General features: G+C 59.1%; 15 protein-coding genes, 1 tRNA gene, 2 rRNA genes and 1 pseudogene. 9 read left to right on the forward strand and 10 right to left on the reverse strand.

Features of this window, described 5'->3' with window-relative positions; genetic code table 11:
- Positions 1–4 precede the first annotated feature (4 nt).
- Positions 5–1,036, reverse strand: a complete 1,032-nt coding sequence (locus FFM81_RS20730; protein WP_097535329.1) for a LacI family DNA-binding transcriptional regulator — start codon at positions 1,034–1,036, stop codon at positions 5–7.
- Positions 1,037–1,180: 144 nt separating this feature from the next.
- Between FFM81_RS20730 and FFM81_RS20735 the strand changes: the two genes are divergently transcribed.
- Positions 1,181–2,467 (forward strand): ABC transporter substrate-binding protein, encoded by a 1,287-nt coding sequence (locus tag FFM81_RS20735; protein WP_138386089.1) that lies wholly within the window; start codon positions 1,181–1,183, stop codon positions 2,465–2,467.
- Positions 2,468–2,531: 64 nt separating this feature from the next.
- Here the strand turns inward: FFM81_RS20735 and FFM81_RS20740 are convergent, their stop codons facing one another.
- The 5 genes from FFM81_RS20740 to FFM81_RS20760 are packed head-to-tail and all read right to left on the reverse strand — an operon-like array spanning position 2,532 to position 7,941.
- Positions 2,532–3,500, reverse strand: coding sequence for a glycoside hydrolase family 26 protein (locus tag FFM81_RS20740; protein WP_003571312.1), 969 nt, complete (start codon positions 3,498–3,500; stop codon positions 2,532–2,534).
- Positions 3,501–3,503: 3 nt separating this feature from the next.
- Positions 3,504–4,031 (reverse strand): DUF995 domain-containing protein, encoded by a 528-nt coding sequence (locus tag FFM81_RS20745; RefSeq protein ID WP_003571314.1) that lies wholly within the window; start codon positions 4,029–4,031, stop codon positions 3,504–3,506.
- A gap of 37 nt (positions 4,032–4,068) precedes the next feature.
- On the reverse strand, positions 4,069–5,937 hold the full coding sequence (locus FFM81_RS20750) for a glycosyltransferase family 2 protein (protein WP_138386088.1): 1,869 nt from the start codon (positions 5,935–5,937) through the stop codon (positions 4,069–4,071).
- Positions 5,934–6,917: a UDP-glucose 4-epimerase GalE gene (galE, locus tag FFM81_RS20755; protein ID WP_025417436.1), complete on the reverse strand. Its 984-nt coding sequence runs from the start codon at positions 6,915–6,917 to the stop codon at positions 5,934–5,936. The genes FFM81_RS20750 and galE overlap by 4 nt, the downstream gene beginning before the upstream one ends.
- Before the next feature lies 1 nt (position 6,918).
- Complete coding sequence (locus FFM81_RS20760) at positions 6,919–7,941, reverse strand: UDP-glucuronic acid decarboxylase family protein (RefSeq protein WP_003571320.1); 1,023 nt, start codon at positions 7,939–7,941, stop codon at positions 6,919–6,921.
- A 389-nt stretch (positions 7,942–8,330) separates the two neighbouring features.
- Between FFM81_RS20760 and FFM81_RS20765 the strand changes: the two genes are divergently transcribed.
- Positions 8,331–8,651: a hypothetical protein gene (locus FFM81_RS20765; RefSeq protein WP_025417435.1), complete on the forward strand. Its 321-nt coding sequence runs from the start codon at positions 8,331–8,333 to the stop codon at positions 8,649–8,651.
- A 60-nt stretch (positions 8,652–8,711) separates the two neighbouring features.
- Here the strand turns inward: FFM81_RS20765 and FFM81_RS20770 are convergent, their stop codons facing one another.
- The gene (locus tag FFM81_RS20770; RefSeq protein WP_003571323.1) at positions 8,712–9,494 is read right to left on the reverse strand and encodes a helix-turn-helix transcriptional regulator; all 783 of its coding nucleotides are present in this window, start codon (positions 9,492–9,494) and stop codon (positions 8,712–8,714) included.
- A gap of 835 nt (positions 9,495–10,329) precedes the next feature.
- Between FFM81_RS20770 and FFM81_RS20775 the strand changes: the two genes are divergently transcribed.
- The 7 genes and pseudogenes from FFM81_RS20775 (at position 10,330) to FFM81_RS20805 (ending at position 22,998) form a co-directional block, all read left to right on the forward strand.
- The gene (locus FFM81_RS20775; RefSeq protein ID WP_025417434.1) at positions 10,330–11,292 is read left to right on the forward strand and encodes a hypothetical protein; all 963 of its coding nucleotides are present in this window, start codon (positions 10,330–10,332) and stop codon (positions 11,290–11,292) included.
- Positions 11,293–11,435: 143 nt separating this feature from the next.
- Entirely contained in the window at positions 11,436–13,487 is a 2,052-nt protein-coding gene (locus FFM81_RS20780) for a hypothetical protein (protein WP_138386087.1), read from the forward strand.
- Between the two features lie 14 nt (positions 13,488–13,501).
- Positions 13,502–15,799 (forward strand): type I secretion system permease/ATPase, encoded by a 2,298-nt coding sequence (locus FFM81_RS20785; RefSeq protein ID WP_138386086.1) that lies wholly within the window; start codon positions 13,502–13,504, stop codon positions 15,797–15,799.
- 5 nt (positions 15,800–15,804) lie between these two features.
- The gene (locus FFM81_RS20790; RefSeq protein ID WP_003571331.1) at positions 15,805–17,154 is read left to right on the forward strand and encodes an HlyD family type I secretion periplasmic adaptor subunit; all 1,350 of its coding nucleotides are present in this window, start codon (positions 15,805–15,807) and stop codon (positions 17,152–17,154) included.
- Between the two features lie 124 nt (positions 17,155–17,278).
- Positions 17,279–17,770 carry a hypothetical protein gene (locus FFM81_RS20795; protein WP_003571334.1) on the forward strand — a complete coding sequence of 164 codons (492 nt, stop codon included), beginning with the start codon at positions 17,279–17,281 and terminating at the stop codon, positions 17,768–17,770.
- A gap of 259 nt (positions 17,771–18,029) precedes the next feature.
- Positions 18,030–19,682: a GNAT family N-acetyltransferase gene (locus FFM81_RS20800; RefSeq protein ID WP_138386085.1), complete on the forward strand. Its 1,653-nt coding sequence runs from the start codon at positions 18,030–18,032 to the stop codon at positions 19,680–19,682.
- Positions 19,683–19,798: 116 nt separating this feature from the next.
- A pseudogene (locus tag FFM81_RS20805) lies at positions 19,799–22,998 on the forward strand (DEAD/DEAH box helicase).
- A 90-nt stretch (positions 22,999–23,088) separates the two neighbouring features.
- Here FFM81_RS20805 and FFM81_RS20810 read toward each other — a convergent pair.
- From FFM81_RS20810 to FFM81_RS20820, 3 genes are all read right to left on the reverse strand, one after another.
- A tRNA-Met gene (locus FFM81_RS20810) sits at positions 23,089–23,165 on the reverse strand.
- 138 nt (positions 23,166–23,303) lie between these two features.
- A 5S ribosomal RNA gene (gene rrf, locus FFM81_RS20815) occupies positions 23,304–23,418 on the reverse strand.
- Positions 23,419–23,604: 186 nt separating this feature from the next.
- Positions 23,605–26,404, reverse strand: a 23S ribosomal RNA gene (locus tag FFM81_RS20820).
- Positions 26,405–26,811 lie beyond the last annotated feature (407 nt).

The following is a 26,811-nucleotide window of genomic DNA, read 5'->3' on the forward strand; positions in this document are numbered from 1 at the left end:
GGCATCACTCACGGGTTTCAGCATTCGGAACGGTCCCTCCCGGAACGGGAACGACGGCCTGGCAGATGTGGCGCGCCGGCGCCGTCCTGTTGCGGAAACGGGACAGCATCAGCGAAACGGCCTCGCGCCCGAGGGCGGCGCGGTCGACACGCATGGTGGAAAGCTGCGGATTGGTCATCAGCGCACAGGGCAGATCATCGAAGCCGACGATCGCAAAATCCTCCGGCACACGCAGACCGGCCTCGGTGACCGCCTCGAGCACACCGACCGCGATGAAATCATTCATGCAGAAGGCGGCGGTAAAACCGGCATTCTCGGCAAGGATCGCGGCCGTGCGTTCGTGGGCCTCGCCGCTGGCGCTGCCCTTCAGCGTCATCGAGACGAAACGGCCCTCGGCGCCGGGAACGGCAGCAATCGCCGCCTCGAAACCACGGATGCGCTCCCGGATCGTCTGGCGATGGGAACCGCTCATATGCAGAATTCGACGATGGCCAGCCTGCATCAGCCGGTTGGTGGCCTGATAAGCACCGAAGAAATTGGCCGGCGAAACGCCATCGAACTGCATCATGGGATCGGTACCATTGACGAGAACCGCCGGCGTCAGGGTGTCGCGCAGCCAACCGCGCAGCATCTCGTTCGGATCAAGGCCGACAAGAAAGAGCCCTTCGGCGCCCGCGGCCTGCATATAGTCGCGCACAGCATCCGGCGTAGTGCGATCCTCGCGAACCATACGGATTTCAAAGGGCATGCCCGCTTCGGCAGCGCCGGCGCGCAGTCCCTCGACGATCGCTTCGTAGAAGACACTGAGGCCGCCGGTGACGCCGTCGCTGGCGATCAGCGCCAGCCCGCCAGCAACGGCTTCAGTCGCAGCCTTGACGGGATAGCCGTGCTCGGCAGCCACCTTCAAGATCTGGCGGCGCACGGTTTCGCTGATGCCGGGTTCGTTGGCGAGCACGCGCGACACCGTGGAAACGGAGACGCCGGCCAATGTGGCGATATCGGCCTGGCGCGGCCGTCTGCTTTTTTGTTCGTTCATATGTAAAGTTTATGCAATTTATGCAAATTTGCAAGATAATCATTATTTCTTGCAATAAATTTTTTTTTGCGTACTCTTTGTGACGAAATGCTCGCAAACGCCGTTGGAGGATGGCAGCAGGCATATTGGGACAAGGAGGATATTATGCAGGTCAACCGCCGTTCATTTCTGATGGGATCAGCCGGAGCAGCCGCCGGCCTTGCCCTTGGCGCGGGAAGCGCTATTCCGGCTTTTGCCGAGGACGCCTCGCTGCGTGCCATGTGGTGGGGGTCGAACGACCGCGCCAAGCGTACACTCGACGTCGCCAAACTCTATCAATCGAAGACACCCGGCGTCACGATCGTCGGTGAATCGCTGTCCGGCGACGGCTACTGGACGAAGCTCGCAACCCAGATGGCCGGCCGCTCGATCGCCGACGTCTTCCAACTCGAACCGGGAACGATCTCCGACTATTCCAAGCGTGGCGCCTGCCTTCCGCTCGACGAATTCGTCCCCTCGGCACTGAAGGTCCAGTCCTTCGGCCCCGACATGCTGAAGCTGACCACCATCGACGGCAAACTCTATGGTGTCGGCCTCGGCCTCAACTCCTTCTCGATGTTTTTCGACACGGTCGAATTCGAAATGGCCGGCATCCCGCTGCCGACACCCGACCTAACCTGGGAGGAGTACGCCAAGCTCGCCGTGGAACTCACAAAATCTTCCGGCAAGAGCGGCGGCCCCTATGCGGCCCGCTACGCCTATGTGTTCGACGCCTGGCTGCGCCAGCGCGGCAAGAGCCTTTTTGCAAAGGAAAGCGTCGGGCTTGGCTTCACGGCCGACGACGCCACCGAATGGTTCGACTATTGGGAGAAGCTGCGCAAGGCCGGCGGCACCGTTGCCGCCGACGTGCAGACGCTCGATCAGAACACCATCGACACCAATTGCCTCGGTCTCGGCAAATCGGTGATCGGCATGGCCTATTCCAACCAGATGATCGGCTATCAGCTGATCATCAAGAACAAGCTCGGCATCACCATGCTGCCGCGCGAAAAGAAAGGCGGGCCGTCGGGCCACTACTACCGTCCGGCGCTGATCTGGAGTCTCGGCGCCACGACGAAGAACGGCGAAGCGGCCGCGAAATTCATCGACTTTTTCGTCAACGATATCGAGGCCGGCAAAATCCTCGGCGTCGAGCGCGGCGTGCCGATGTCGCCGACGGTGCGCGCGGCCATCCTGCCGCAGCTCAACCCGACGGAGCAGGAAACGGTCAAATACGTCAACCTTCTCAAGGATCAGGTCGGCGAGTATCCGCCGCCGGTGCCGATGGGCGCGACCCAGTTCGACCAACGCGTGCTGCGCCCGATCTGCGACGAACTCGCCTTCGAACGGATTTCGCCCGCTGATGCGGCGACCCGGCTCATCGAAGAGGGTAAGGCGACGATCAAGGGATGATCGATCGCCTGACAGGAGAGGAGAGGCCCGCAAACCCCGGCGGGCCTTTCTCGTTTTCAGGCTGTCAGTTGCCCAGGTTCCGGGCCACGCGCCAGTCCGGCCGGCCGAGATCGAAGGGCCAGGCGTGCACATCCCGGTCGTTGAAATAAACCACCTCCTGCAGATTGGGGAAGGCGCCCTGTTTCAGCGTCGCAGTTTCGATCCACGGCCTGATATAGGCGTCGCCGCCTTCATAACCGAGCTCCGCCACCCAGATGGGCTTCCCGTAGCCGGCGACGAGATCATAGCCCTGCTTCAATGCTTCCGAGAATGTCCGGTGCCCATTGTAGGCAAGTTCGTCGTAGCGCTGTAGGCCGAAGACTGAGAGCCCGACTAGGTCGACATAATCGTCGCCGGGATAGTAGTTCTGCAAGCCCGGTTCTCCCTTCGGGGACCACATGAGTTCGGCGCCGGGCGCCTCCTGACGGATGATGTCCATCATCCGCTTATAGGCGGTGATATAATCCTGCGGGTTCCAGCCGGACCAGGAAAACCGCCCCGATTTGTCCTCCATCTCCTGTCCCCAGCGGACGATCACCGGGCTTTTCAGCTGCGATATCATCTGTGCGATCGCACGCATGTTGACATCGTAGTCGCCGCGCAGAACCTTTGCGCGAAGCTGGGCGGCGGTCAGTCGCCAGTCGACGTCCCAGGACCAGGGTTCCACTGAGATCAACAGGTTGCGGCCTCGGGCCAGCGCATAGGCGTCGGCAACACGCAGGGTTTCGAGGTCGACGTCCTCCCAGGGCAGAAACAGGGCTTCGGTCGAGACATTCGCCTGCGCGCCGAAATCGCCATGCGGATCGTAGGCGCCGAACTTGATGCCGTCGGCATGAAGGACCGGGCGTTTATCGATGATCGACCGCACGCCCGCCGCCGGGTTCGGGGCAATGCCGGCATATTGCACTTCGCTGCGGCCCGGCAGATCCGCGACGCATAAGAAAAGCAGCGCCATCGCAGCGGTCGAGAGTTTGTTTTTCACCAGCTTCTTCATGGCTCACCCTCCTTTTCGGGTTACTTCCTGACCGAGCAGGATCTGTTTCAGGTCATGCGCCTTGGCACTGACCGTATCCATGGGAACGAGCTTGCTGACCTCGTCATCCTCGCGTCCCGATCCATGGCGGAAGACGTACCATTTGCCGTCCGGCTGGCGCCGCTGATAGATCGTGCTGCCGATCTTGCGGTGGCCGAAACAGGTGCTGGCGCGGGCCGCGCCCTCGGCATTGGTCCAGGTGGCACGCATGCAGAGCTGGCCGAGATCGTCGACCACCCATCTGCCTTCGGCGAAAGACTGCTTGCCCTTGTCGTTCACCCAGGCGACGAAGCGCCGGCCGTCATCCGAGAAACGGCCGCCGCCGGTGTTCCAGATCCAGGTCTTGTCGCCGTAGAGGCGATAGAGCTCATAGGCGCTCAGCGGCGTCGGCGCCGGCGCTTTCTTGCCGGCTGCCTCCGCGCCATGTGCCGCCATTGGCAGACACAGGCTGAGAGCAAGCGCCGCTCCATAAAGTTTCGGTCCGATACGCATTACATCCTCCTGTTCGACACTTGCCGGTTGCGCCGGCTCAGACACCCTGTTGGTCCCGTCCCATGTTGCCGAACCCATTCCATTTGAGACGGAATTTCGTAATCTTGGTCTTGCCGCCGCCGAGGCCGGCGCCGGCCACGGCGAATTGCGTTTCGGTGAAGCTGACGAATGGCTGGCCATGGGAAAGCGCTTCGAGGCTGCGGAGACCATGGCTGCCGAGCTGCATGCCGCCGGTAACCCAGATCGCTAGCCCCATGGCGGTCGCGAGCCGCAGCCCGTGCGATTGCGGCAGCATCGGCAGACCGTTCTCGATTGCATGGCGAACGACGATCAGCACCGTCACCGACAGATAGATCGAGAGGTTCATCGCGGTGAAAATATAAAAGCCCTGGGCGGCAGCGGCCTCGCTGGCCAGCGCCATGGCGACGGCGCAAAGCCCGGCGAGCGCGATATAGGGCGCGACCACGCGCAGCGGCAGAGACTGCTGCTGCTGCCTTCCTTTCGGCGTGATCCGGAAATCGACGAAGGAGCCGGAGATATGATCGCGCAAGGCTGCCAGGGTTCCGGCGAGCGACCACGGCCAGCGCAGGAAGATGAAGGCCAGCCCCTCCCAGCCGAACAGTTTCGCATTATGCGGCCTGAAAGTTCCCGTTGCCCGCCAGAAGAGGGCAAACAGTGTCAGCACGATCGATATCGGCGAGAAATGCAGCAGGAAATCCGGATAGGTGACGTTGATAAAGACATGGCCCGTCAGCAAGGCGGCGACCGGCAGCAGGAACATCACCGCCATGAAGGCGGAAAACAGCGGATACCACAGCTGCGAGAATACGAATTGAAATTTCAGCCGCCACGGCAGATGCGCGATGTAACGGCTGGAATGCTGCAGCAGAATAGTGACGAGGCTGCGCGACCATTGGAATTCCTGGACGACGAGATCGGCAAAATTCGCCGGGCCGTCGCCATGGGCGATCGCATCGACGGCATGCACGCCACGCCAGCCGCCGGCATTCATCATCAGTGTCGTCGAATGGTCTTCGGCGAGTTCCGGACCGAGGCCGCCGATCTCGCGAAGCGCCGATGTGCGAACCGCATAATGCGAGCCGATGCAAAGCGGCGCCCAGCCATTGTTGTAACCCGTCTGCAGCGAACCGTGCAGGCTGGCCTCGGCATAGAGCCTGCCGCGCGCCGCCCAGCTCGTCGCGGCATTCGCATCACAGATGCTGGGCGCGGAGACATAACCGATACCAGGGTCAGCGAAGGGACGCAGGACCTCGCGGAGATATGTCGGCGTCGGCACGTGATCGGCATCGAACTGGGCGACGAAATCGTAACGCGCATAGCCGAAATGGTCGTAGAAATAGGCAAGATTGCCTTCCTTGCAGCGCGTCCGGCGCGGCCAGGTCGCGCGATGGTAATCCGCCACCCCCTTTCGGGTGGAGATCAGCACGCCGTGCTCCGCGCACCAGCGCCGGGTCTCCTGCGAAGGATCTTCGTCGGCCAGCCAGACATCGAAATCGACGCCGATCTGGTCGAGCATCGCCTGCAGCGTGGCGCGGACAACGGCAAATGGCTCGGACGGCGCCTTGGTGACCACCATCGCCACCCGCCCTTCCGGCAGCCGCACATGAGGGCTGACGGTCCGAGCGTCGAGGAAAATCAGGATGAAATAGGCCGGCACAAGGGTGATCCAGCCCAGCACGAGGGTAATGAGCACGAAGGCGGTCCCGGAAATGATGTGCGCCGACTGGCACCACCAGATCCAGAAATTGCCGAGTGTCGCCAGCCAGCAGAGTATGCCGAAGCCGTAAACGACGCGGTTCCAGCCGGCGAAGACAGGATCGAATGCCTCCGCGGAGGCGGCTTTCGCCGTCCTGGCACGCTGACCGATTTGCGAACCAATGCTCATGCCTTCACCTCCAGCCCGAAAGTGGGACCGGCGGTGCGGATGATCGTATCGATATCCGAGAGAGCGGGCACAAAACAGAGTTCCGCCCTCGCTTTTGCCGTGTCGGCAAAGAGGATCGGCGGATCGCCGGCCCGGCGGGGGCGATAGCGGACGGGGACTTCACGCCCGGTCACGCGATAGATGGCTTCGAGGATCTCGCGCACCGAGGTGCCGCGGCCGGAGCCGAGATTGACGCTGAGCGAGCCGCCGTCGGCGATCAGATGATTGACGGCGGCAAGATGCGCCTGCGCGAGATCGCTGACGTGAATATAATCACGCACGCAGGTTCCGTCTTCGGTGGGATAATCGGTGCCGAAGATATCGAGCCGCTCCAGCCTGCCGGCGGCAGCGAGAAGGGCGCGGGGGATAAGATGGGTTTCCGGCTGGTGGCGTTCGGCAAGCTCGCCGTCCGGATCGGCGCCGGCCGCGTTGAAATAACGTAGCGCGGCGAAGCGGATGCCATAGGCGGCGGCAAAATCCTCGAGCGCCATCTCGAAGATCAGCTTGGTGCGGCCGTACGGATTGACCGGGTGCTGTGGCGTTTCCTCGCGTATCGGCAACGAGGCGGGGACGCCGTAAGTGGCGCAGCTGCTCGAGAAGACGATCCGGTCGATCTCCTGGTCGAGGCAGGCCTCGAGCAGCGTCAGGCTGCCGACGACGTTGTTGCGGTAATATTTCCTGGGCATCTCGACGGATTCGCCGACATAGGCATTGGCGCCGCAATGGATGACGCAATCGGGCGAAAACTCTGCGAGGGTCCGGCGCAGTGTGGCTGCATCGGCGAGGTCCGCCCGGATGAGCGGTCCCCAGCGGACGCTGTCGGCATGCCCCGTCGAGAGATTGTCGTAGGTGACCGGGACCATGCCGGCGCGCGCCAGCGTTTTGCAGATATGACTGCCTATGAAACCGGCGCCGCCGGTAACCAAAATGTAGCGGGGCATCTCATACGGCCTCCGCCTTCTCGGCGCCGGCAAGCAAGCTGTCGAAATAACCGACGGTGCGCGCCAGACCGGCTTCAAGGCCGATGCGGGGTTGCCAGCCCAGTTCGGCCATGGCCCTGGAGATATCCGGCCGTCGCTGGCGGGGATCATCGATAACCGCCGGCAGATGAACGATGCGTGAGCGCGAATTGGTGAGGTCGCGAACGATCTCCGCCAGGCGGCGAACGGTGATCTCGGCCGGATTGCCGAGGTTGATCGGGCCGTGGCAGGCACTGCCGGCGGCCGAGAAACGCAGGAAGCCCTCGACGAGATCGTCGACATAGCAGAAGGAGCGGGTCTGATGACCGTCGCCATAGATCGTCAGATCTGCATTGCGCAAGGCCTGCACGATGAAATTGGAGACCACCCGGCCGTCATCCAGACGCATGCGCGGCCCATAGGTGTTGAAGATGCGGCCGACCTTGATGTCGACGCCGTAAGTCCGGTGATAGTCGAAGAACAAGGTTTCGGCGCTGCGCTTGCCTTCGTCGTAACAGGCGCGCGGTCCGATCGGATTGACATTGCCGCAATAGGATTCGGGCTGCGGGCTCTGGTTCGGGTCGCCATAGACTTCCGATGTCGACGACTGAACGACGACCGCAGCGGTCTTGCAGGCGCAATCCAAGGTATTGACGGCGCCAAGCACGTTGGTAAGCAGCGTTCCCACAGGATCCCGCTGATAGTCGGGCGGAGAGGCGGGCGAGGCGAAGTTGAAGATGAGCGAGGCTTCGATATCGAAGGGCTGGCGAACATCGTGCTCGACGAGGTGAAAACGGGCGTTCGATGCAAGGTGATCGACATTGACGCGCCGGCCGGTCGAAAAATTATCGAGGCAGATGACTCTGTCGCCGCGCTGTAGAAGCCTTTCGCAGAGATGCGAGCCGAGGAACCCGGCCCCACCGTTTACCAGGACGGTGCGTAACCCCTGGGGCACCGGTTTGCCCGATACTTCAGAATAGCCTTCGCTGGGAACGAAACTACGCATTACAAACCCCTTCCCATGTTTTAGTCTTTTAATTTATTGATGCACTGCATGCCTTTCTTATCCTTGCTGATATTCGTCTTCCGACCATTACAACACGAATAACTTTTGAGTTATTCTTTGGATAAGAGAATTAATATTTAAATGATAAGATGATAACAGCCAAGGTCAACTTTAAAAATTGCAACCATCCAAAATGACTACGCAATTATTCTTTAAAATAACAAATGATTAATCATTTTCTATCTATTTTTCCCTTAGAACGAGTATCCGGATATTGGTCAAGCTTCACTCAATGAAGCTGGTCTAGAAGTAATGGGGAAGATCGGCCGCGCTGGACTGGGGGCGACCGGCCTTGCATCCGGGAGCGCCATATGCGAGGGGTTTTGGCCATGTTGAAAAAACAAGCTGGAGCGCGGCCGAAGGGCTGGCGTCGATTTCATTTTGCGATGCTTGCCGGGGGGGCGACGTTTCTTGCGATCGGAACGACGGCCTGTACCGTCGTTAACGACGACTTAGCCCTGGTCGCGAAAAAGAACGTCGTCGTGGTCGAGGCGCCGCGTGTCTCGAAAGCCTTTGCCTATCCGGCAAATCGGCCCGAACGCCCGGCTGCGCCAACGGTTCGCGTCGCCTATCACGGCTCAGCGCCTTATATCTGTTCTCCGAGCGGCTTCGGCCAGAAGTCGCGCTGCTTTGCACGTCCGCCCATCTGACGGAGCAATCAACCGCTACGGCGTTGTTTGCGCATCTGAATAGACGCGCGGCGCGCCGGATCAGTTGCGCCACCGGCCGGACATGTCGTCTTCGCCGGCGGGATGCTCGTTGAAGAAACGGGATGCAGCTTCCGTGCGGTTTCGGACGTTCATCTTCTTGTAGATGTTGCGGACGTGAACCTTCACGGTGTTTTCGGACAGATGCAGCTTGTCGGCGATGATCTTGTTTTGCGTGCCCTTGCATATGAGATCCAGGATCTGAACCTCGCGCGTGGTCAAAGAGGAGATGCTGTCGCGTCTCAGCTTCAGCGCATTGGTGCGCGCCGCATCGACCGATTTTGTCTGATAGAGCGAAGGCTCCAGCTGGGTGTTCTTGTTGGTGAGACGATTGAGAAGGGCTGACGGAAAATGCTCGCCGCCCTTCATCAGCAGATCCACTGCGGCCATGAAGACATCGAGCCGCAGGTTGAGCGGCAGGACACCATCGATGATCCTTGCCTCCACCAGGCGGCTGACATAGGGTTCGAGCATGTCGATCGCTTCGACGACAAGCCCGACAGAGGTCTCGGGGTGGTTTTCGCGGGCAGCCTGCAGCGCCTCATGAAGCTCGGGCGCAGGTATATGATAGAATAAAACGAGTTTTATATCGCTGGTATCTTTTTCCAGCATTGGCTTTGTGCTCGTTATGCTTGCTACATCACAATTCGGAAATTTCTTGGCCAGTGCTTCCACCATGCATTCCGAAAACAGATCCGGTTTGGCCACTACCAGTATAGTATTTCCTGACGAACCCAACTTGGTACCTTGGTCGGTATTCTCAATTCCTGAGCCTGCCATGAACATATACGCCTCCCCTTGCGTTACACTTTACTCAAACGTGGAGCGATAGCGGGTATTGGATAGTATGAAATGTCGGCCCCGGATGTCCCGCTTTTATTTTTTAGACATTTCTTAATAATGTTAATACGGATTGAGAAGGAAGGAAATGGCCCAAAGTGATTAGTTTTCGGGGGCAAAAAGCGATATGTTACAAAGCGTTGGTTGCATTTTAGGCAGGATGGATACTTCAAGGTTATATTTGCTCTCACTATAGATAAGAGTCAAATGTAATATTTAAGTACAGATTGTTATATTTTCGGCCTGCGCGAAATGCCTGATTTGAGACAGGCGAGCGACGGAAGGCTCCCCTCAACCTAGCCGCGAATGCTGGAAATTCTGGATTGTTTGCGCTCACCGACGCCCCAGGCAAGGCGTCTCGCCCCTCCAGCGATAGGGCTACCCAAACGGGGCCAGTCCGCCTTAGCCCGAATTAGCATCTATCGGATCCACATTTTTTACAGCAATCTCTGATCGTCGGCCAAGTGGCGACATGGAAAAGCCAGGTATCGGCGTGCGTTTTTGATACACGGCCTCCACTCATGGCAACTCAACAAAAACAACGCCTGAATACTCCTTATCCCGTCCAGGATGATGAGCTGGATATGTGCGGCCTTGTACTGAGTACGTGCGCTCCCAATACTAACGATTTGATCCAACAAGTCGCGACGTAACCGCAGATGACTGGTACCGAATACATCTGCCGATGTTAACCGCATCGGAGCGAGCGCGAGCAAAATCCCATTTGAGATGAGAGGGATTTCGAAAAGCTGCTCCGGTTTTTTTCTGGAGTTTCCGCGGAATGTCTGATGATTACAAGCACGACCCGAAATCTTCGGGCGACGATATCACGAAGGTCGGCGCACTGGCCGACGGCTTTGCCAACAGCGCCATCAATTCAACTGAAGTCGACGACGGCTCGACCGGTTATGTCGGCGGCGTCGCCAATGGCGACAATCGTGGCAATACCGACAACAGCGTCGACGTCGACATCACGGCCGAACTCTCCGCCAACAACGGCGACAATCGCGACAACGACTACGACTGGAGCTACAAGTCCGACGACGACACGAGCACCAAGACCACGACGATCACCGACACCAGAAACGATTACGACTGGAGCTATGACAGCAAGTCGTACAGCGACAACGACACCAAGACGATCACCGACACCGATACGAAGACCGTCACCGACACCGATATCAAGACCGTTACCGATACGGACACCAAGACGGTCTCCGACAGCAACAACACGGCTGACAGCTTCAACAAGACGGACACCGACTTCGCCGTGCTCGAAGACGTCAAGGACTTCGACAATCTCGGCATTGCCGGCGGCGACCTCACCTTCAATCTCGGCGACGATTTCTCCTTCACACTCGACGTCGACAGCATTCTGAACAATTCGCTGAGCGGTGCGGGCAACGACAGCGGCTTCAGCGCCGTTCAGGCGAACCATCTAGCCGACCAGGATAGCGCCTGGAACATCAAGATGGAGAACGAAGGCGCTCAGAACTACCTGAATGCCAATGCCGGCACCGCCGACAGCGCAGAAGGCATGGAGATGGACGGCCGGGGCTGGGATCTCAAGGCCGGCGACGATGCCAGCGGCTCGAGCACAGCCGATGCTTCGGCGATCCTTGCCAATTCCGGCTTCCACCTCGAGCTCGTTCAGGGCGCGAACCTGCTCAGCAATACCGTCGACTCCAGCGTCATCGGCGGCAATTCTCATGCCTCCGACGTCGGCGAGGATACCGGCACCTGACACTGACCTCCAACGACCAAGACGAACTGCATCGGCTGGCGCTGGTGCAGTTTGACTGTTTGAAAACGATCTGACGACCACACCACGGCTCCCGGAGGGGCCGATTTCAAGGCCGATCGTCATTTCGAATGGGAGGCCGAACCATGCATATCGAGAAGATTTCGGACATCATTGCGCACTTCATCGGTCTCTTCGAGATGACCACCGAAGAGATGAGGGCGCGCGCCAAATATACCGAAGGCGCAGGGCCCGGCGAAGATCGACCGGTTCTGCCCGATCAGGACGCCTCTAGCGCGGGTTTCGCCTCCAATCTGCAGCTCAAGGACTACGATCCCGGGATCACCTACAAAAGCGGCAGTTACGAGATCGACAGCGGTCCGGCGCGTCATTTGGGCCGCATCTTCGAAGAGAGCGTGGAGAAGCTGGCGGCGATTGCCGCAAGGGATATCCCGCTACCGCATTTCGGCGAAGCTACGGATATCGTGCTGTCGGATGAGCCTGAACTGGGTGTCTTTGCCGGGCCTGGCTCGGCAATCAGTCATGTCCTCCAGGTCAACGTGCTTGACGACGACGACTATCTCGACATGACGGACGGCATCCATGCTCCCCGGGACACGAGCTTCGTCATCGAGCGACTGGCGGAGTTCAGCACCAAGGCCGAGATCTTCACGCCTTTTGCGGATCTCCACCGAACCGATAGCTATGACGGCGCGCTGAAGATCGCCCAGGATCTCGAAAACTATATCCGGAATGCCAAGAATACCGAGGACAGCGAAAACAGCGGGGACAGCGAAGAAACGTCGCCTGGCGCCGACGCTTCGCATGATTTCATCCGCATCGATCCCGAGGTCAACGGCGCCGTCTACATCAACGGCAAGGTCGAGGCCGATATCCCCGCGCTCCATGACTTGCTGCCCGACCGCGGTCTCGCCAAGATCCCGGAAGAGCCCGACGACAGCAGTTCATCCGTCGAGCAGACCGACCCGAGCGGCAACAGCCTTGATGTGACCGCCGGTGCGAACTTCGTCGTCAACGTCGCCTCGGTGATCAATACCGGCGTCATCGCCTCGGTCACCGCCGTCATGGGCGATTACCACCAGGTCGACGCGGTTTCCCAATCCTTTGTCTACAGCGACAATGACGAGATCGCCTCGGCGCTGCGCTCCTCCGGCTATTCGGCCGAGGAAGCCGGGACAGTCGCCAAAAATATCGCCGTCTTCCAGCAAAGCACCTTCGAAGCATCGAGCCACGCCGAGCCTGACGCGGCCGATCCGACGTTTCCCACCAGTTGGCGCGTCAGTGTCATCGACGGCGACGTTTCCTTCGTACAATGGGTCGAGCAGTATCACTTCGTCAGCGACAACGACACGATGACGGTTATCACCTCGGGATCCGAAACCACGATTCTGACAGGCGGCAACACCTCCATCAACTTCTCCTCCTTTTTCGGCATGGGCATGCAGTATGATCTGGTGATCATCGGCGGCAATGTGCTCGACATCAACAGCATCACGCAGATCTCGCTGCTCTACGACAATGACCGGGTGCGGGCGGAGGACGGCGCCGATCCCGGCGCCGACATCGAGACCGGCAACAACCTGATCTGGAATTTCGCCTCGATTCACAATGTCGGGACGGGCATCTCGTTCGAGGCGATGCCGGATTATATGGTCGAAGCGCAGAAAGGGATCGAAGACCGCGATCCCAATATGCCGGAAGGGCTGTCCTTCGATGCGAACTTCCAGGGATATGCCGGTCTCAACGTGCTCTACATCACCGGCAATCTCTACGACATGACTGTTATTAAACAGGTGAGCATCCTCGGTGATTCCGATGATGTGACCCTCGCGGCATCGACGCTCCTCGAGAACAATCCCAATGCAGCGGTGACGATCGACACTGGCAGCAATGCGCTCATCAACATCGCCGAGATCGTCGACTACGACAGTTTCGGCGCGACGACCTATCTGGCAGGCCAGCTCTATTCGGACGCCATCCTCATTCAGGGCGGGCTGGTGGAGCACGATACGACACAACCGCAAGCGGCCGGCGACAGACTTGCCAACGAAATCATCGCCTTCCTCGATGACGACGATCTCGCGGGCGGCGATTCCGCTGATGGCATCATCAATGCCGGGCATGACCTTTCATGGTCGTCGGGGCATCCCGACGTCATGCAAGCCATGGTCGCGTGACCGGAGGAATCACGATGAACCAGATATCCAAACAGATCTTTGCAGCCGGCAGCGCCCTCGATCTCAAGTCGGGCAATATTCCCGCCGCCGCTCATTCGGAAGTAAAGACGGCCGATCTGCGCCTCTCCGCGATCGACGAGGCAGTCGAGAACCTTCGCCGGCTCAGCGGCGGCGCGGCTCCGTCTGCATCGCCTTCTGCCGATCGCCGCGGGACGACCGAAGCTGCAGCTGCCGAGATGGCGCGCGCAGGCACAGTGCAGGCCCTCGCGCAAATGACAGCGATGCCGGAAGCTTCGCCGAACGTCTTGAAGGCAGAAACGGCGGCTCCTGCATCGGCGGTAGAAGCAAAACCGGTCGCAGCGGCCCAGCCGCAGACCGAAGCGCGGGCGGTGCCCGAATTACCGAAGGAGACGACCGAGCTCAAATCGAGCCCGACGGTACCCTTCGGCAAGACCATCGAAGGCGATAGTGGCCCGATCAGCGAGACCGACCGGCGGCTGCGCACCGGCGGCGGCGGAAACGGCAAGGATTCCGATCCCCGTGGCGGCGGGGGCGGTGGGGGCGGCGGAAGCGGCGGCGGATTTCACAAGCGCAGCGAGCCTGTGAATTTCGCCGCCAGCCTCTCGCGCGGGATGGCGGCCGTACGACGCAACATGGTGGTCGTCATGATGTTCACGATTGCCATCAACGTGCTGCTGTTGGCGATCCCGCTCTATCTCTTCCAGATATCCGACCGGGTGCTGACCAGCCGCTCGATCGACACGCTCGTCATGCTGTCGATCGTCGTGCTCGGCGCGGTGCTGCTGCAGGCCTTCATGGATTCGGTGCGGCGCTTCATCCTGATGCGCACCGCGGTGGAACTCGAAGTGCAGCTCGGCGCGCCGATCCTCAGCGCAGCGGCGCGGGCTTCGCTGCATGGCAGCGGCAAGGACTATCAGACGCTGCAGGACCTGCAGCTCTTACGCGGCTTCCTGACGTCAGGCACGCTGATCGCGTTTCTCGATGCGCCGCTGATGCCGTTCTTCGTCGTCGTCGTCTATTTCGTGCATCCGCATCTCGGCATCATCATCATGACCTGCTGCGCGGTGCTTTTCGTCATCGCCTATCTCAACCAGAAATTCACCGCCCGACAGTTTGCCGAATCCAACGGCTATCTCAGCCGGGCGAATTTCCACCTCGATTCCATGTCGCGCAATTCGCAGATCATCAACGCAATGGCGATGATCCCCGAGGCGGTGAAGATGTGGGGCCGCGAGACGGCGGGTTCGCTAAAATCGCAGGTCGAGGCGCAGGACCGCAACATCATCTTTTCCGGCATATCGAAAGCCTGCCGCATGATCACTCAGGTCACTCTGCTCGGCTGGGGCGCGCATCTTTCGCTCTCCGGCGAGCTGACCGGCGGCATGGTGATCGCGTCATCGATCATCTCGGGACGGGCGCTGGCGCCGATCGAAGGCGCCATCGAAGGCTGGCACCAGTTCAACCGGTCGGCAGCCGCCTATTCCCGGATCAAGAGCCTGCTGTTGAACTCGCCGTTGAACTTCCCGCGCCTGCGCCTTCCCAACCCCGAGGGCCGGCTTGATGTCGAACGCATTCTCTTCGTCCCGCCGCCGCAGAAGAAGGTCGTTCTCAACGGCATCTCCTTCTCGCTCAAGAAGGGAGAATCGCTGGCGATAATCGGCAATTCCGGCTCCGGCAAGACGACGCTCGGCAAGATGCTCGTCGGCTCGATCGTGCCCACATCGGGAAATGTGCGCCTCGACCTGATGGATCTGCGCAATTGGGACCAGCGCCAATTCGGCGAAAGCATCGGCTATCTGCCGCAGGACGTGCAGCTCTTTCCAGGCACGATCAAGGCCAATATCTGCCGCATGCGCGACGACGTCGAGGATCGCCAGATCTACGAGGCCGCGGTGCTGGCCGACGTGCACGAACTCATCGCGGGCTTCCCGCAGGGCTACGAAACCATCGTCGCGGCCGACGGTGCTCCGCTTTCGGGCGGCCAGAAGCAACGCATCGCGCTTGCCCGCGCCTTTTTCGGCAATCCCAAATTCGTGGTCCTCGACGAGCCGAATTCGAACCTCGATACCCAGGGCGAGGCGGCGCTGGCCAAGGCGCTGATCCACGCCAAGAAGCAGGGCATCACCACCGTGACCATCACCCAGCGCCCGGCTCTCCTCCAATGCGTCGACAAGATCCTCGTCCTCAAGGACGGCACTGTCGCCATGTTCGGAGAAAGGATCGAGGTGCTGCAGGCGCTTTCCAAGAGCAACGGCAATAGTGCTCAACAAGCACCACGCATCGAAGGGTGAACGACATGGGACGGAAAAATCAGGAGACATCCGCTCCGGCGCAGCTCGAATGGTATAGCGACGTGCCGCGCTCGATCCGGATGCACAGCATCGTCGGCCTGACGGTTCTCTTCACCTCGTTCGGAGGCTTCGGTTTTTGGGCAGCGACCGCACCGCTTGCCTCCGCCGTCATCGCCCAGGCAAGCTTCGTTGCAACGGGCAACAACAAGATCGTCCAACATCTGGAAGGCGGCATTATCAGGGAAATGCGCGTCAGCGAAGGCGACACGGTGAAGGAAGGCGATGTCCTGCTGACCCTCGACCCCACTGCATCCCGCTCGAACGAACGGATGCTGCAGCTTCGCCGCCTGCGCCTGGAAGCCGTCGTCGCAAGGCTCAGGGCCGAAGCGCAGGGCCTACGCGAATTCCACGTTCCCGACATCGTGACGAAAGAGGCAGGTGACCCAGACATCAACGCGATCATCCAGAGCCAGAACGTCGTCTTCCACAGCAAGCAGATCAAACTCGAAGAGCAGCTCAATCTGATCGAGAAGAACATCAAGTCGCTGGAATACCGTTTCGCCGGCTATAAAGGCCAGCGAGAATCCTTTGAAAGGCAATTGTCGCTGCTGACCGAGGAACGCGATTCCAAGGCCCGGCTGGTCAAGGTCGGCTATATGCGCAAAACCGATCTGCTGGCGATCGAGCGGGCGATCGCCGATGCGATGGGCGACATTTCTCGCCTGAACGGCGAACTCAATGAGAGCGAGGCAGAGGTTGCCAAATTCCGCCAGGAAGCCATCATCGCCGTCAACTCCAATAAGCAGGCGGCGCTCGATGCGCTCGAGACCGCCGAATCCGATCTGGACAGCGTGCGCCAACAAATGCGCGAGGCGGCCGGCGTGCTCGAACGCACCACCATCCGCTCACCGGTGAGCGGCACCGTGGTACGCTCCTATTTTCATACCGCCGGGGGCGTCATCACCACAGGCAAGCCGATCATGGAAATCCTGCCGGCGCATGTGCCACTGATCCTCGAAGCGCAGGTGCTGCGCACCTCGATCGACCAGTTGCGTGAGGGAGAAACGGCATCGATCCGGCTGACGGCGCTTAATCGGCGGACGACGCCGGTCCTGCAGGGCAGGGTCTTCTACGTTTCGGCCGACTCGATCGAGGAAAGTTCGGGGGTTTCGGTCAAGGACGTCTATATCGTCCGCGTCCAAATACCGGATTCCGAAATTGCGCGGGTGCATAATTTCCATCCCGTTCCCGGCATGCCGGCCGAAGTGCTGATCCAGACGTCGGAACGCACCTTCTTCGAATATATCAGCAAACCGATCACCGACAGCATGTCCCGGGCTTTCAAGGAACGCTGATCGGAGCGCGGCAGACGACGGCGGTCCGCTGGAGAGAAAATATTTGGGCGTTATGCTGATATGATATCGGCATCTATCATTCCTTCGGGATGGAACATCCCCTTAGGGGAAGAAGAGGGTGAGCATGGCGGCGATGTCCGATGTTCTGCTGCGGGTCGGGCGCTTGAACTATGTCTGGACGAACACCGAAAGCCTGCTGATCTACATCATTGCCCATCTCCTGCGGGTCGAAAAGGAGGCGGCAATCGTCGTCTTCCTGACACTCAACACGACCCGCGCACGGATGGATCTGATCGAACGGCTTGCAAAACTCGCCTCGACCTCGGCTTCCGACCGGAAGGCGATCCTTTCAGCCATGGCGCGGCTGAAGAAGGAATCGAAGACCCGCAACAAATACAATCACTGCATCTATTCCTTCGACGAGAAGGGAGAGATCTCGAGCACCCAGCTGATGCGGCTGGTCGAGGACGACAAGGAGATCCGCTACGGCAAGATCGAGCAGATGGATGCACGCGAGATCGACCTTCTGGAGAAGTCGATTGCCGAAATCGTCGACATCAGCCGAGCGCTCTGGGCCTTCATCCATGCGAGCCCGCGGATTTCCGGCGAACTCTGATCTAATCCGTATGGATGGGGTGTTGCCAACGGTTGCACACTTTCACGCGACATGAATTGAAGCGTCGCTCTCCACGCAGCGCGGTTAGATCCATGCCTTTGAATTTTCATCAGAAACAGTTTCCAATTGTGGGTTATTTGCCGGCTCACAATTAATCCTATTTAAGCGCAGCAAATCATCCGGACGGTTTATTTGAAGATCGGTGTTTCCCATTAGAATGAAAGCTCCCGAGTAACGTATGGGGTATTGGGGGGCGGCCATGCGCATAGATATTATCGACACCATTGCCGGGTTCGATGCGGTGCGCGACAACTGGGATCAGGTCTTCATGGAAGATCCCGATGCGCAGCATTTCCTCTCCTGGATATGGCTGAAGAATTATCTTTCGCGGCGGCGGCGCTGGTTCATACTGGCGCTCCGCGAACGCGATCCCGAAGCACCCTATGTTGCTTTTTTTCCCTTGCGCCTCATTACGCACCTGAACGAGAAGACCGGGCTCTTCTACGACGAGATCATCATGGCTGGGAATTTTGCAGCCGATTATACCGGCTTCATCGTCAGGCCGGATTATGAGCATCATGCCATTGCCGGCTTTGCTTCGTTTCTCAAACATCAGAACTGGACCGATCTGAAGCTCGAATATTTCAGCGGTCCCGCCGGGCGGCGCGAGAAGATGATCGAGGCGCTGAAGGGGCCGAAGGTGATGTTTCGCGACAGTTCGCCCAGAAACAGTAAGAACATCGACAATACGATCTGCCCGATCGTTCCCCTGCCGGCAAGCTTCGACGATTATCTAGAACAGCGCATGAGCAGCCAGACGCGCCAGAAGCTCAGGAGGTTCCTGCGCAAGGTCGAAGGAGACGACATCTACCGCATCACGATGGCGACCCCCGTGACCATTGATCGCGACCTCGACATTCTCTTCGATCTCTGGCGGACCAAGTGGAGCGCCCGCAAAGGCGCCGAGCGAACCGAGCGGCTGATCATCACCACCCGCGAAATGCTGATGGACTGCTTCACCAGCGGCAATCTCGAGGTACCGGTCTTCTGGCATGGCGATCAGCCGCTCGGCGCGCTGGCGAATATCGTCGACCGGCAGAAGAAGGCGATCCTCTTCTATGTCACCGGCCGCGACGAGACCTGGAAAACGCCATCGCCCGGTCTCATCCTGCATGGCTACTGCATCCGGCGGGCGATCGAGCACGGCTTCAAGACCTATGACTTCCTGCGCGGAAACGAGCCCTATAAATATATGTTCGGGGCCGAGGAAAAGCGGATCAGCTGCACCCTGTTCCGCACCCGCAATGGCCAGAACCTGCATGGCGCGCTCAACCCGCGCAGCGTTCGTTTCGTCTACGAACAGGCGCTCGCTATGTACCGCAACGGTGCCCGCGGCAAAGCGGAGATTGCCTTCAATCAGGTCCTGCAATCGGCTCCAGACCATACCGGCGCGGGATTCGGTCTCGCCAATCTGCTGTTCGACCGGGGCAAGCTGACGGAGGCACTGGCTGCCTATCAGGTTCTCGCCGAGCAGGCGCCCGATCCGACACCTATCCAGATGCGGGTTGGCGACGCGCAGCTTGCCCTGTGTCAATACGACCAGGCCGCGGAGACGTTCCGCCGGGTCGGCGAGGCCGGGCCGCACCTGATCCAGGCGCATTATAAGCGCGGCGTTGCTCTTGCAGCCAGCAAACGGCTGGCCGAGGCGGAGGCGGCTTTCGCCGCGATCCGGGAGGTGCATTCGGACGATCCGGCCGCGCTCGACTATGTTGTCAAGGCAAATGCCGCCCTCGAAAGGATCCAGGCGCGTGCCGAGCCCGCCTCTCAGAAGACGGGTGTCGTGCCCGAGACCATCGCCCGCTGGAACCCGGCACGACAATTCAGCGAACGGCGCCGGCCGCGTCTGCACTAACGGAACGCCGGCGGCGACAATGCGTTCGGGCAGTTCCTGGACGTGGTCTTTGATTTTGAGCTGCGATCATTGTTAAAAGAGGCGCAAGCCTCATTGCAACGCCTCAGTGGAACCTCATGCAGACCCATGCGGACGGCGCCGAAAGGGAACGGCTTCTGGCCATTCTCGATTTCTGGCACAAGATCGAGTTCTTCATTCCCTATGATCTCTCCAGCCGTATCGTCGCAGGTGAAGGACGAAGCGTCTTCTGGCTGCATGCAAGGACGCTCGATGATGACGGCGCCGCGCTCAGCCGTCCAGCGATCCCCGAGGAGAAGCAAATCACGGGTTTTACCCTGTTCCTCGGCGTTTTCAGCAAATCCGAAATGACCGCTGTCCGCAGGCACTTCGATAGCGTTGCGACCGGTATCGCCGAATATGAGGATGTCGAACGCGGCGATCTCGATGGCGATACCTGCTTTGCCAGCCTGCAGCTGACACCCCTCGGACAGCCGATCTTCGAAACATTTTCCGTTTCCACGCTTCCATGGGCTTTGGGACGCCTGCGCGAATCCGGCCTCTCCTCGCTCAGCCACGAAGCATTTTCCGACAGCAAGCGGCAACTGACGGAATTGCTTCAGAATTTTCGGGCGCAGCGACAGCTGAGAACTTCATCCTTCGACGACGGTGCCGGTCAGCCACTCGATGCCGGCGAAATCCTGACGCTGCATGAATTGCTCTGCGATTGGGCGAGCTTTGCCTCGCGTCAGGAGAAGCCCATCGCCGCCGTTGAAATCCGCTACAAAGACCGGACGGAAAGGCCTGAGGTCCTTTCGCTGCCGCCGCAGCAGGAGAGCCATGCGCCCGATGCCGACGATGAGGAGGATGAGAGTGCAAGCGTTGAGGAAGAGATCGGTATCCTGAACAGCTTCTTCATCGAGGATATCGAGCGGGCGATGACGCGCGTCAAACACGGCGATATTCCCGAGCCGCTCAGGCGCTATCTCACCCCGCTTGCCCCGGAGAAGCGGATCGACCTCTATTCGGAGGACGGGCGGAGGGCGATCGTTCGGGCCTTGCATCCAGGAAATATCAACCGCGGACGCTGGCTCGGCGAACCACATCACGCGATGAGCCTCATGCAGCAGTTCGCGATCAACTCGGCGATCGGCGAGCTTTCGGATACCGGACTTTTCTCGGTCAATGGCCCGCCGGGAACGGGCAAGACGACCCTGCTTCGCGACATGTTCGCGGATAATATCGTTCGGCGCGCCCGCGTGCTCTCCTCCTTGAAGACGGCGCGCGATGCTTTTGACGGATCGCCGCGCCGCGTCATCTTCGCAGACCGCAGCACCGCCTCGATATCGGCGCTGATCCCGGCCCTTGCCGGTTTTGAAATGGTCGTCGCCTCCTCCAACAATGCCGCCGTGGAGAATATCTCGCGCGACCTTCCCAAGCGAAGCTCGATTGCCAGGACGTCTTCACTCCAATATCTGCAGACCGTCGCGCACAAGATTGCTTGCCAAAAGGACAATGGCGCCGCCGTCAAGCTCTCCGACGGCGACCGCCCTTGGGGGCTAATTGCCTGCGCGCTCGGCAACGCCAGGAACCGGCGAGCCTTCAAGGAGCGTTTCGCCTTCATGGAGATTCCCGAAAGGCCGAACCCCGGCTGGTCCGGTGCGGCCAAGCCACAGACGATCTGGGAATGGCGAGAAGGTTATGAGGGGCCGAGCTTCGCCGAGGCATCGGCGGCTTTTCGTGCCACCGATGAGCGGGTTCGCGACAGGATCGGTCAATATGCACGCTATGCCGATCTCCAAGACGACATCGCCCTGGTTTCGCAGGATGCATTCTGCCGCGACGCTCTTGAACGGGTGGCGGCAGCCGCCGCCGAACTTCGGCGCGCGCAGGAGCGCTGCGATATGGTGGCGGCGGAAATGCTCCAGATCAGGGAAGAATTGTCGGATCTGAAGGAGGTGGAACAGCTGCTCGACCGCAGCGCGCCTGCCTGGTGGGAGCGGGTGATGCCGAGCAGCCCCGCCCGGCAGCACCGGCAGGATGTCGGCGTCAATGCGCGCCGGCAGCTGGAGTTGCGCGAGGCATTGGCGGACTGTGACCATCATCTTGCTAAAACCCACGGACCTCAGCGGGAACAGGCTTTGCGAGGACATGAGTGGGCCGAGCAGGCACTGCGGTCACGACAGAAAATCTGGGAGAGAAAAAGAGAGGAATTCGAGCGTCTGGGGGAAATTTTCGGTCATGCCGCCGTGCCCGGGCGTCTCGCCGATCTCGAGACCGACCGATTCCAGATCGATGGCCTCTGGCGTCAGGACGAACTGGCGGGCCTGCGGTCGGCATTGTTGGAAGCAGCATTGGCGCTGCACGAAGCATGGCTGGCGGAGGTTGGCAGAAAGGGCGGAGGTTTTGGCGGAAACATCGTCGCCATCAGCAAACTGCTCTCCAACAACCGTCCGGTTGATGACGAGCACATTGCATCGATCTGGCAGAGCCTTTTCATGATCGTTCCCATCGTCTCGACGACCTTCGCCTCCTTCGCCCGGCAGTTCCGTGGGCTTGAAGCCGGTTCGATCGGCTGGGTCTTCATCGACGAAGCCGGTCAGGCGGTGCCGCAAGCGGCCGTCGGAGCCCTGTTGCGTGCGCGCCGCGTCATGGCGATCGGCGATCCCCAGCAGATCGAACCGGTCTTTATCCTTCCGAGCGCGCTGATCACCGCAGCTTCTGCCCTCTCGGCCCACACGGCGGCAGGACAATATTCGCCGAACAGGGCGTCGGTGCAGATGCTCGCCGATGCCGCCAACCGCTATGGAACGACTGTTCCCGGCGAGGCAGCGGACGGGCTTTGGATCGGCTGCCCTCTCAGAGTGCATCGGCGTTGCATCGATCCGATGTTCGGCCTCGCCAACCGGATCGCCTATCAGAATAAGATGGTATTCGGGCTGGAAAAGCGCCGGCCGGCCGGCGACGCACCGCCTTTTTACGGCGACAGCGCCTGGATCGACGTCAGGGGAAGGGTATCGGGCAAACAGGCGGTTGCAGAACAGACGGACTTCATCGTCGACGTCCTCATTGCCACCAGGGCAAGGAGGAAGATATTGTTTTCATGGTGCTCGGCACCGATGCCGATCATAGCGGAGCAGCAGCTTGGGCGGCATCGAAGCCGAACCTGCTGAACGTGGCGCTGACGCGCGCCAAGCGCCGCTTCTATATCGTCGGCGACCGCACTCTCTGGCAGGCCTTGCCGTACTTCAGGGAGACAGCGAGCGCCTTGGAGACAATGCAGGCGGCGGAATTCCTGGCGCGGAATGGGTTGAACTGACGGATACCGCGGCCGCGCGCTGAATCCCGCGACCGCTCCCAGGAACGCAAAAACCCGCCATGAGGCGGGCTTTTGCGTGTGTATGGAAGTTGGTTGCGGGGGCAGGATTTGAACCTGCGGCCTTCAGGTTATGAGCCTGACGAGCTACCGGGCTGCTCCACCCCGCGGTACCAGGTTTTTGCCGAGAGGCAAATACCGACTGCACTGCATTATAACACGAAAGGCCGCTTTGTGAGCGGCCCTTTGTTCGGCTTTGGGCCGTTTTTGTGATGAGAAGATTGATTTCATGAAGTTGCGATTTGCAGACCTGGCAGCGACCTACTCTCCCGCGTCTTAAGACGAAGTACCATGGGCGCAGGGGCGTTTCACGGCCGTGTTCGGAAAGGGAACGGGTGCAGCCACCCCGCCATAACCACCAGGTCGGCAAAGCGCAACTTAATTGTTTGAGAAGCTGGTGCAGGCCGAAGGCCTGCTTATTTAAACACGTCAAAGGCTCAAACCGGACAAACACTTGCGTGTTTGCCGGGCCCGTCGCAAAGGCTGACGCCTTCGCTCTGTCGGGAGGAATGCGATGCATTCGCCCTGAGATGAGCATAGTCAATGAGAACGATCAAGCCGATCGAGCTATTAGTACCGGTAAGCTTCATGCGTTGCCGCACTTCCACACCCGGCCTATCAACGTGGTCGTCTTCCACGGCTCTGATAGGGAATACTCGTTTTCAGGTGGGTTTCCCGCTTAGATGCCTTCAGCGGTTATCCCGTCCATATATAGCTACCCTGCTATGCCCTTGGCAGGACAACAGGTCCACCAGAGATATGTCCATCCCGGTCCTCTCGTACTAGGGACAGATCCTGTCAATATTCCTACACCCACGGCAGATAGGGACCGAACTGTCTCACGACGTTCTGAACCCAGCTCACGTACCGCTTTAATTGGCGAACAGCCAAACCCTTGGGACCTGCTCCAGCCCCAGGATGCGATGAGCCGACATCGAGGTGCCAAACAACCCCGTCGATATGGACTCTTGGGGGTCATCAGCCTGTTATCCCCGGCGTACCTTTTATCCGTTGAGCGATGGCCCTTCCACGCGGGACCACCGGATCACTATGACCGACTTTCGTCTCTGCTCGACTTGTCAGTCTCGCAGTCAGGCGGGCTTATGCCATTGCACTCGACGACCGATTTCCGACCGGTCTGAGCCCACCATCGCGCGCCTCCGTTACTCTTTCGGAGGCGACCGCCCCAGTCAAACTACCCACCATACACTGTCCCGGACCCGGATGACGGGCCGCGGTTAGACATCCATGACGATAAGGGTGGTATTTCAAGGATGGCTCCACGGAAACTGGCGTCCCCGCTTCAAAGCCTACCACCTATCCTACACATGCCGACACGAATGCCAGTGTAAAGCTATAGTAAAGGTGCACGGGGTCTTTCCGTCTGACCGCAGGAACCCCGCATCTTCACGGGGAATTCAATTTCACTGAGTCTATGTTGGAGACAGCGGGGAAGTCGTTACGCCATTCGTGCAGGTCGGAACTTACCCGACAAGGAATTTCGCTACCTTAGGACCGTTATAGTTACGGCCGCCGTTTACTGGGGCTTCGATTCAAAGCTTGCACCTCTCCTCTTAACCTTCCAGCACCGGGCAGGCGTCAGACCCTATACGTCGTCTTGCGACTTCGCAGAGCCCTGTGTTTTTGATAAACAGTCGCTACCCCCCTGGTCTGTGCCACCCCACAAGAGTTGCCTCATATGGGGTCACGCTTCTTCCGAAGTTACGCGTGCAATTTGCCGAGTTCCTTCAACATAGTTCTCTCAAGCGCCTTGGTATACTCTACCTGACCACCTGTGTCGGTTTCGGGTACGGTCTATACGGTGGAGCTATTTCCTGGAACCGCTCCGCTGCCCTGATAATCCAATAAACCAGAACAACTTGTGCAATCCGTCACTACCACCAGGCCCACGAATATTAACGTGGTTCCCATCGACTACGCATTTCTGCCTCGCCTTAGGGGCCGGCTAACCCTGCTCAGATTAACTTTAAGCAGGAACCCTTGGTCTTTCGGCGAGAGGGTCTCTCACCCTCTTTATCGTTACTCATGTCAACATTCGCACTTCCGATACCTCCAGGAGCCCTCACAGGTCTCCCTTCATCAGCTTACGGAACGCTCCGCTACCACGTGTATTGCTACACATCCTCAGCTTCGGTGCATGGCTTCAGCCCCGTTACATTTTCGGCGCAAAGACCCTTATTTAGACCAGTGAGCTGTTACGCTTTCTTTAAATGATGGCTGCTTCTAAGCCAACATCCTGGTTGTTTTGGGATCCTCACATCCTTTCCCACTTAGCCATGACTTGGGGACCTTAGCTGGAGGTTAGGGTTGTTGCCCTTTTCACGACGGACGTTAGCACCCGCCGTGTGTCTGCCGAGTAGTACTCCCCGGTATTCGGAGTTTGGTTAGGATCAGTAAGACGGTGAGTCCCCATAGCCCATCCAGTGCTCTACCCCCGGGGGTATTCGCTCGACGCTCTACCTAAATAGATTTCGCGGAGAACCAGCTATTTCCGAGTTTGATTGGCCTTTCACCCCTAGCCACAAGTCATCCCAATCTATTGCAACAGATGCGGGTTCGGTCCTCCAGTTGGTGTTACCCAACCTTCAACCTGCTCATGGCTAGATCACTCGGTTTCGGGTCTAATGCAACAAACTATATCGCCCTATTCAGACTCGCTTTCGCTGCGCCTACACCTACCGGCTTAAGCTTGCTTGTTACACTAAGTCGTTGACCCATTATACAAAAGGTACGCCGTCACCCTTGCGGGCTCCGACTGTTTGTAGGCATCCGGTTTCAGGTTCTATTTCACTCCCCTTGTCGGGGTGCTTTTCACCTTTCCCTCACGGTACTTGTTCGCTATCGGTCATGCACGAGTACTTAGGCTTGGAGAGTGGTCTCCCCATGTTCAGACAGGATTTCTCGTGTCCCGCCCTACTCTAGGACAATCATGATATCTACGCGTACGGGGCTGTCACCCACTACGGCCGCACTTTCCAGAGCGTTCCACTTTAATCACAATTGCCACTGGCCTGGTCCGCGTTCGCTCGCCACTACTTGCGGAGTCTCGGTTGATGTCCTTTCCTGCAGGTACTTAGATGTTTCAGTTCCCTGCGTTCGCTTCTTACACCCTATTTTATTCAGGTGTAGATACCTTATCACAATGCTTGGAAACCCAAGCCGACCGCAGTCAGTTTGGATTTTCCAAGCATTTAAGGTGGGTTGCCCCATTCGGAGATCCATGGATCAAAGCTCATTCGCAGCTCCCCACGGCTTTTCGCAGCGTATCACGTCCTTCATCGCCTGTGCATGCCAAGGCATCCACCAAATGCCCTTACGACACTTAATCGTTCTCATTGCCAATGCTCATCATCTCGCTATCGCCCCAAAGGAACGACAACAGACCGGGTTACCTTTACAACCCAGTCAATCCAACAATGCCATCGACGTGTTCGACAGGTCTGCTTTATTGGAGCTACGCCGAGCAGCCCACTTGCAGCCTGTCTTAAGACCAGCTTCTCGAGATTGGATCCGATACCGCGCGGTCAGGCAACGGTAATCCGATCGCTTATCAGACGAAGCCCGAAGGCAACGAACAACAAACGATCCAGAGCGACAAGCTTCCTTCCACCCTCCAATCCCTCCACCACATCCGGCCGGCTAGGCCATCCATGGATTCACAGGAACTGGGCTCGGACGTTCCGGACATAAGTCCAAAACACCTGGAAGCCCCCAGATCAATCTTCTCTTCACAAT

This window comes from Rhizobium hidalgonense (assembly GCF_005862185.2).
Taxonomy (GTDB): Bacteria; Pseudomonadota; Alphaproteobacteria; order Rhizobiales; family Rhizobiaceae; genus Rhizobium; species Rhizobium hidalgonense.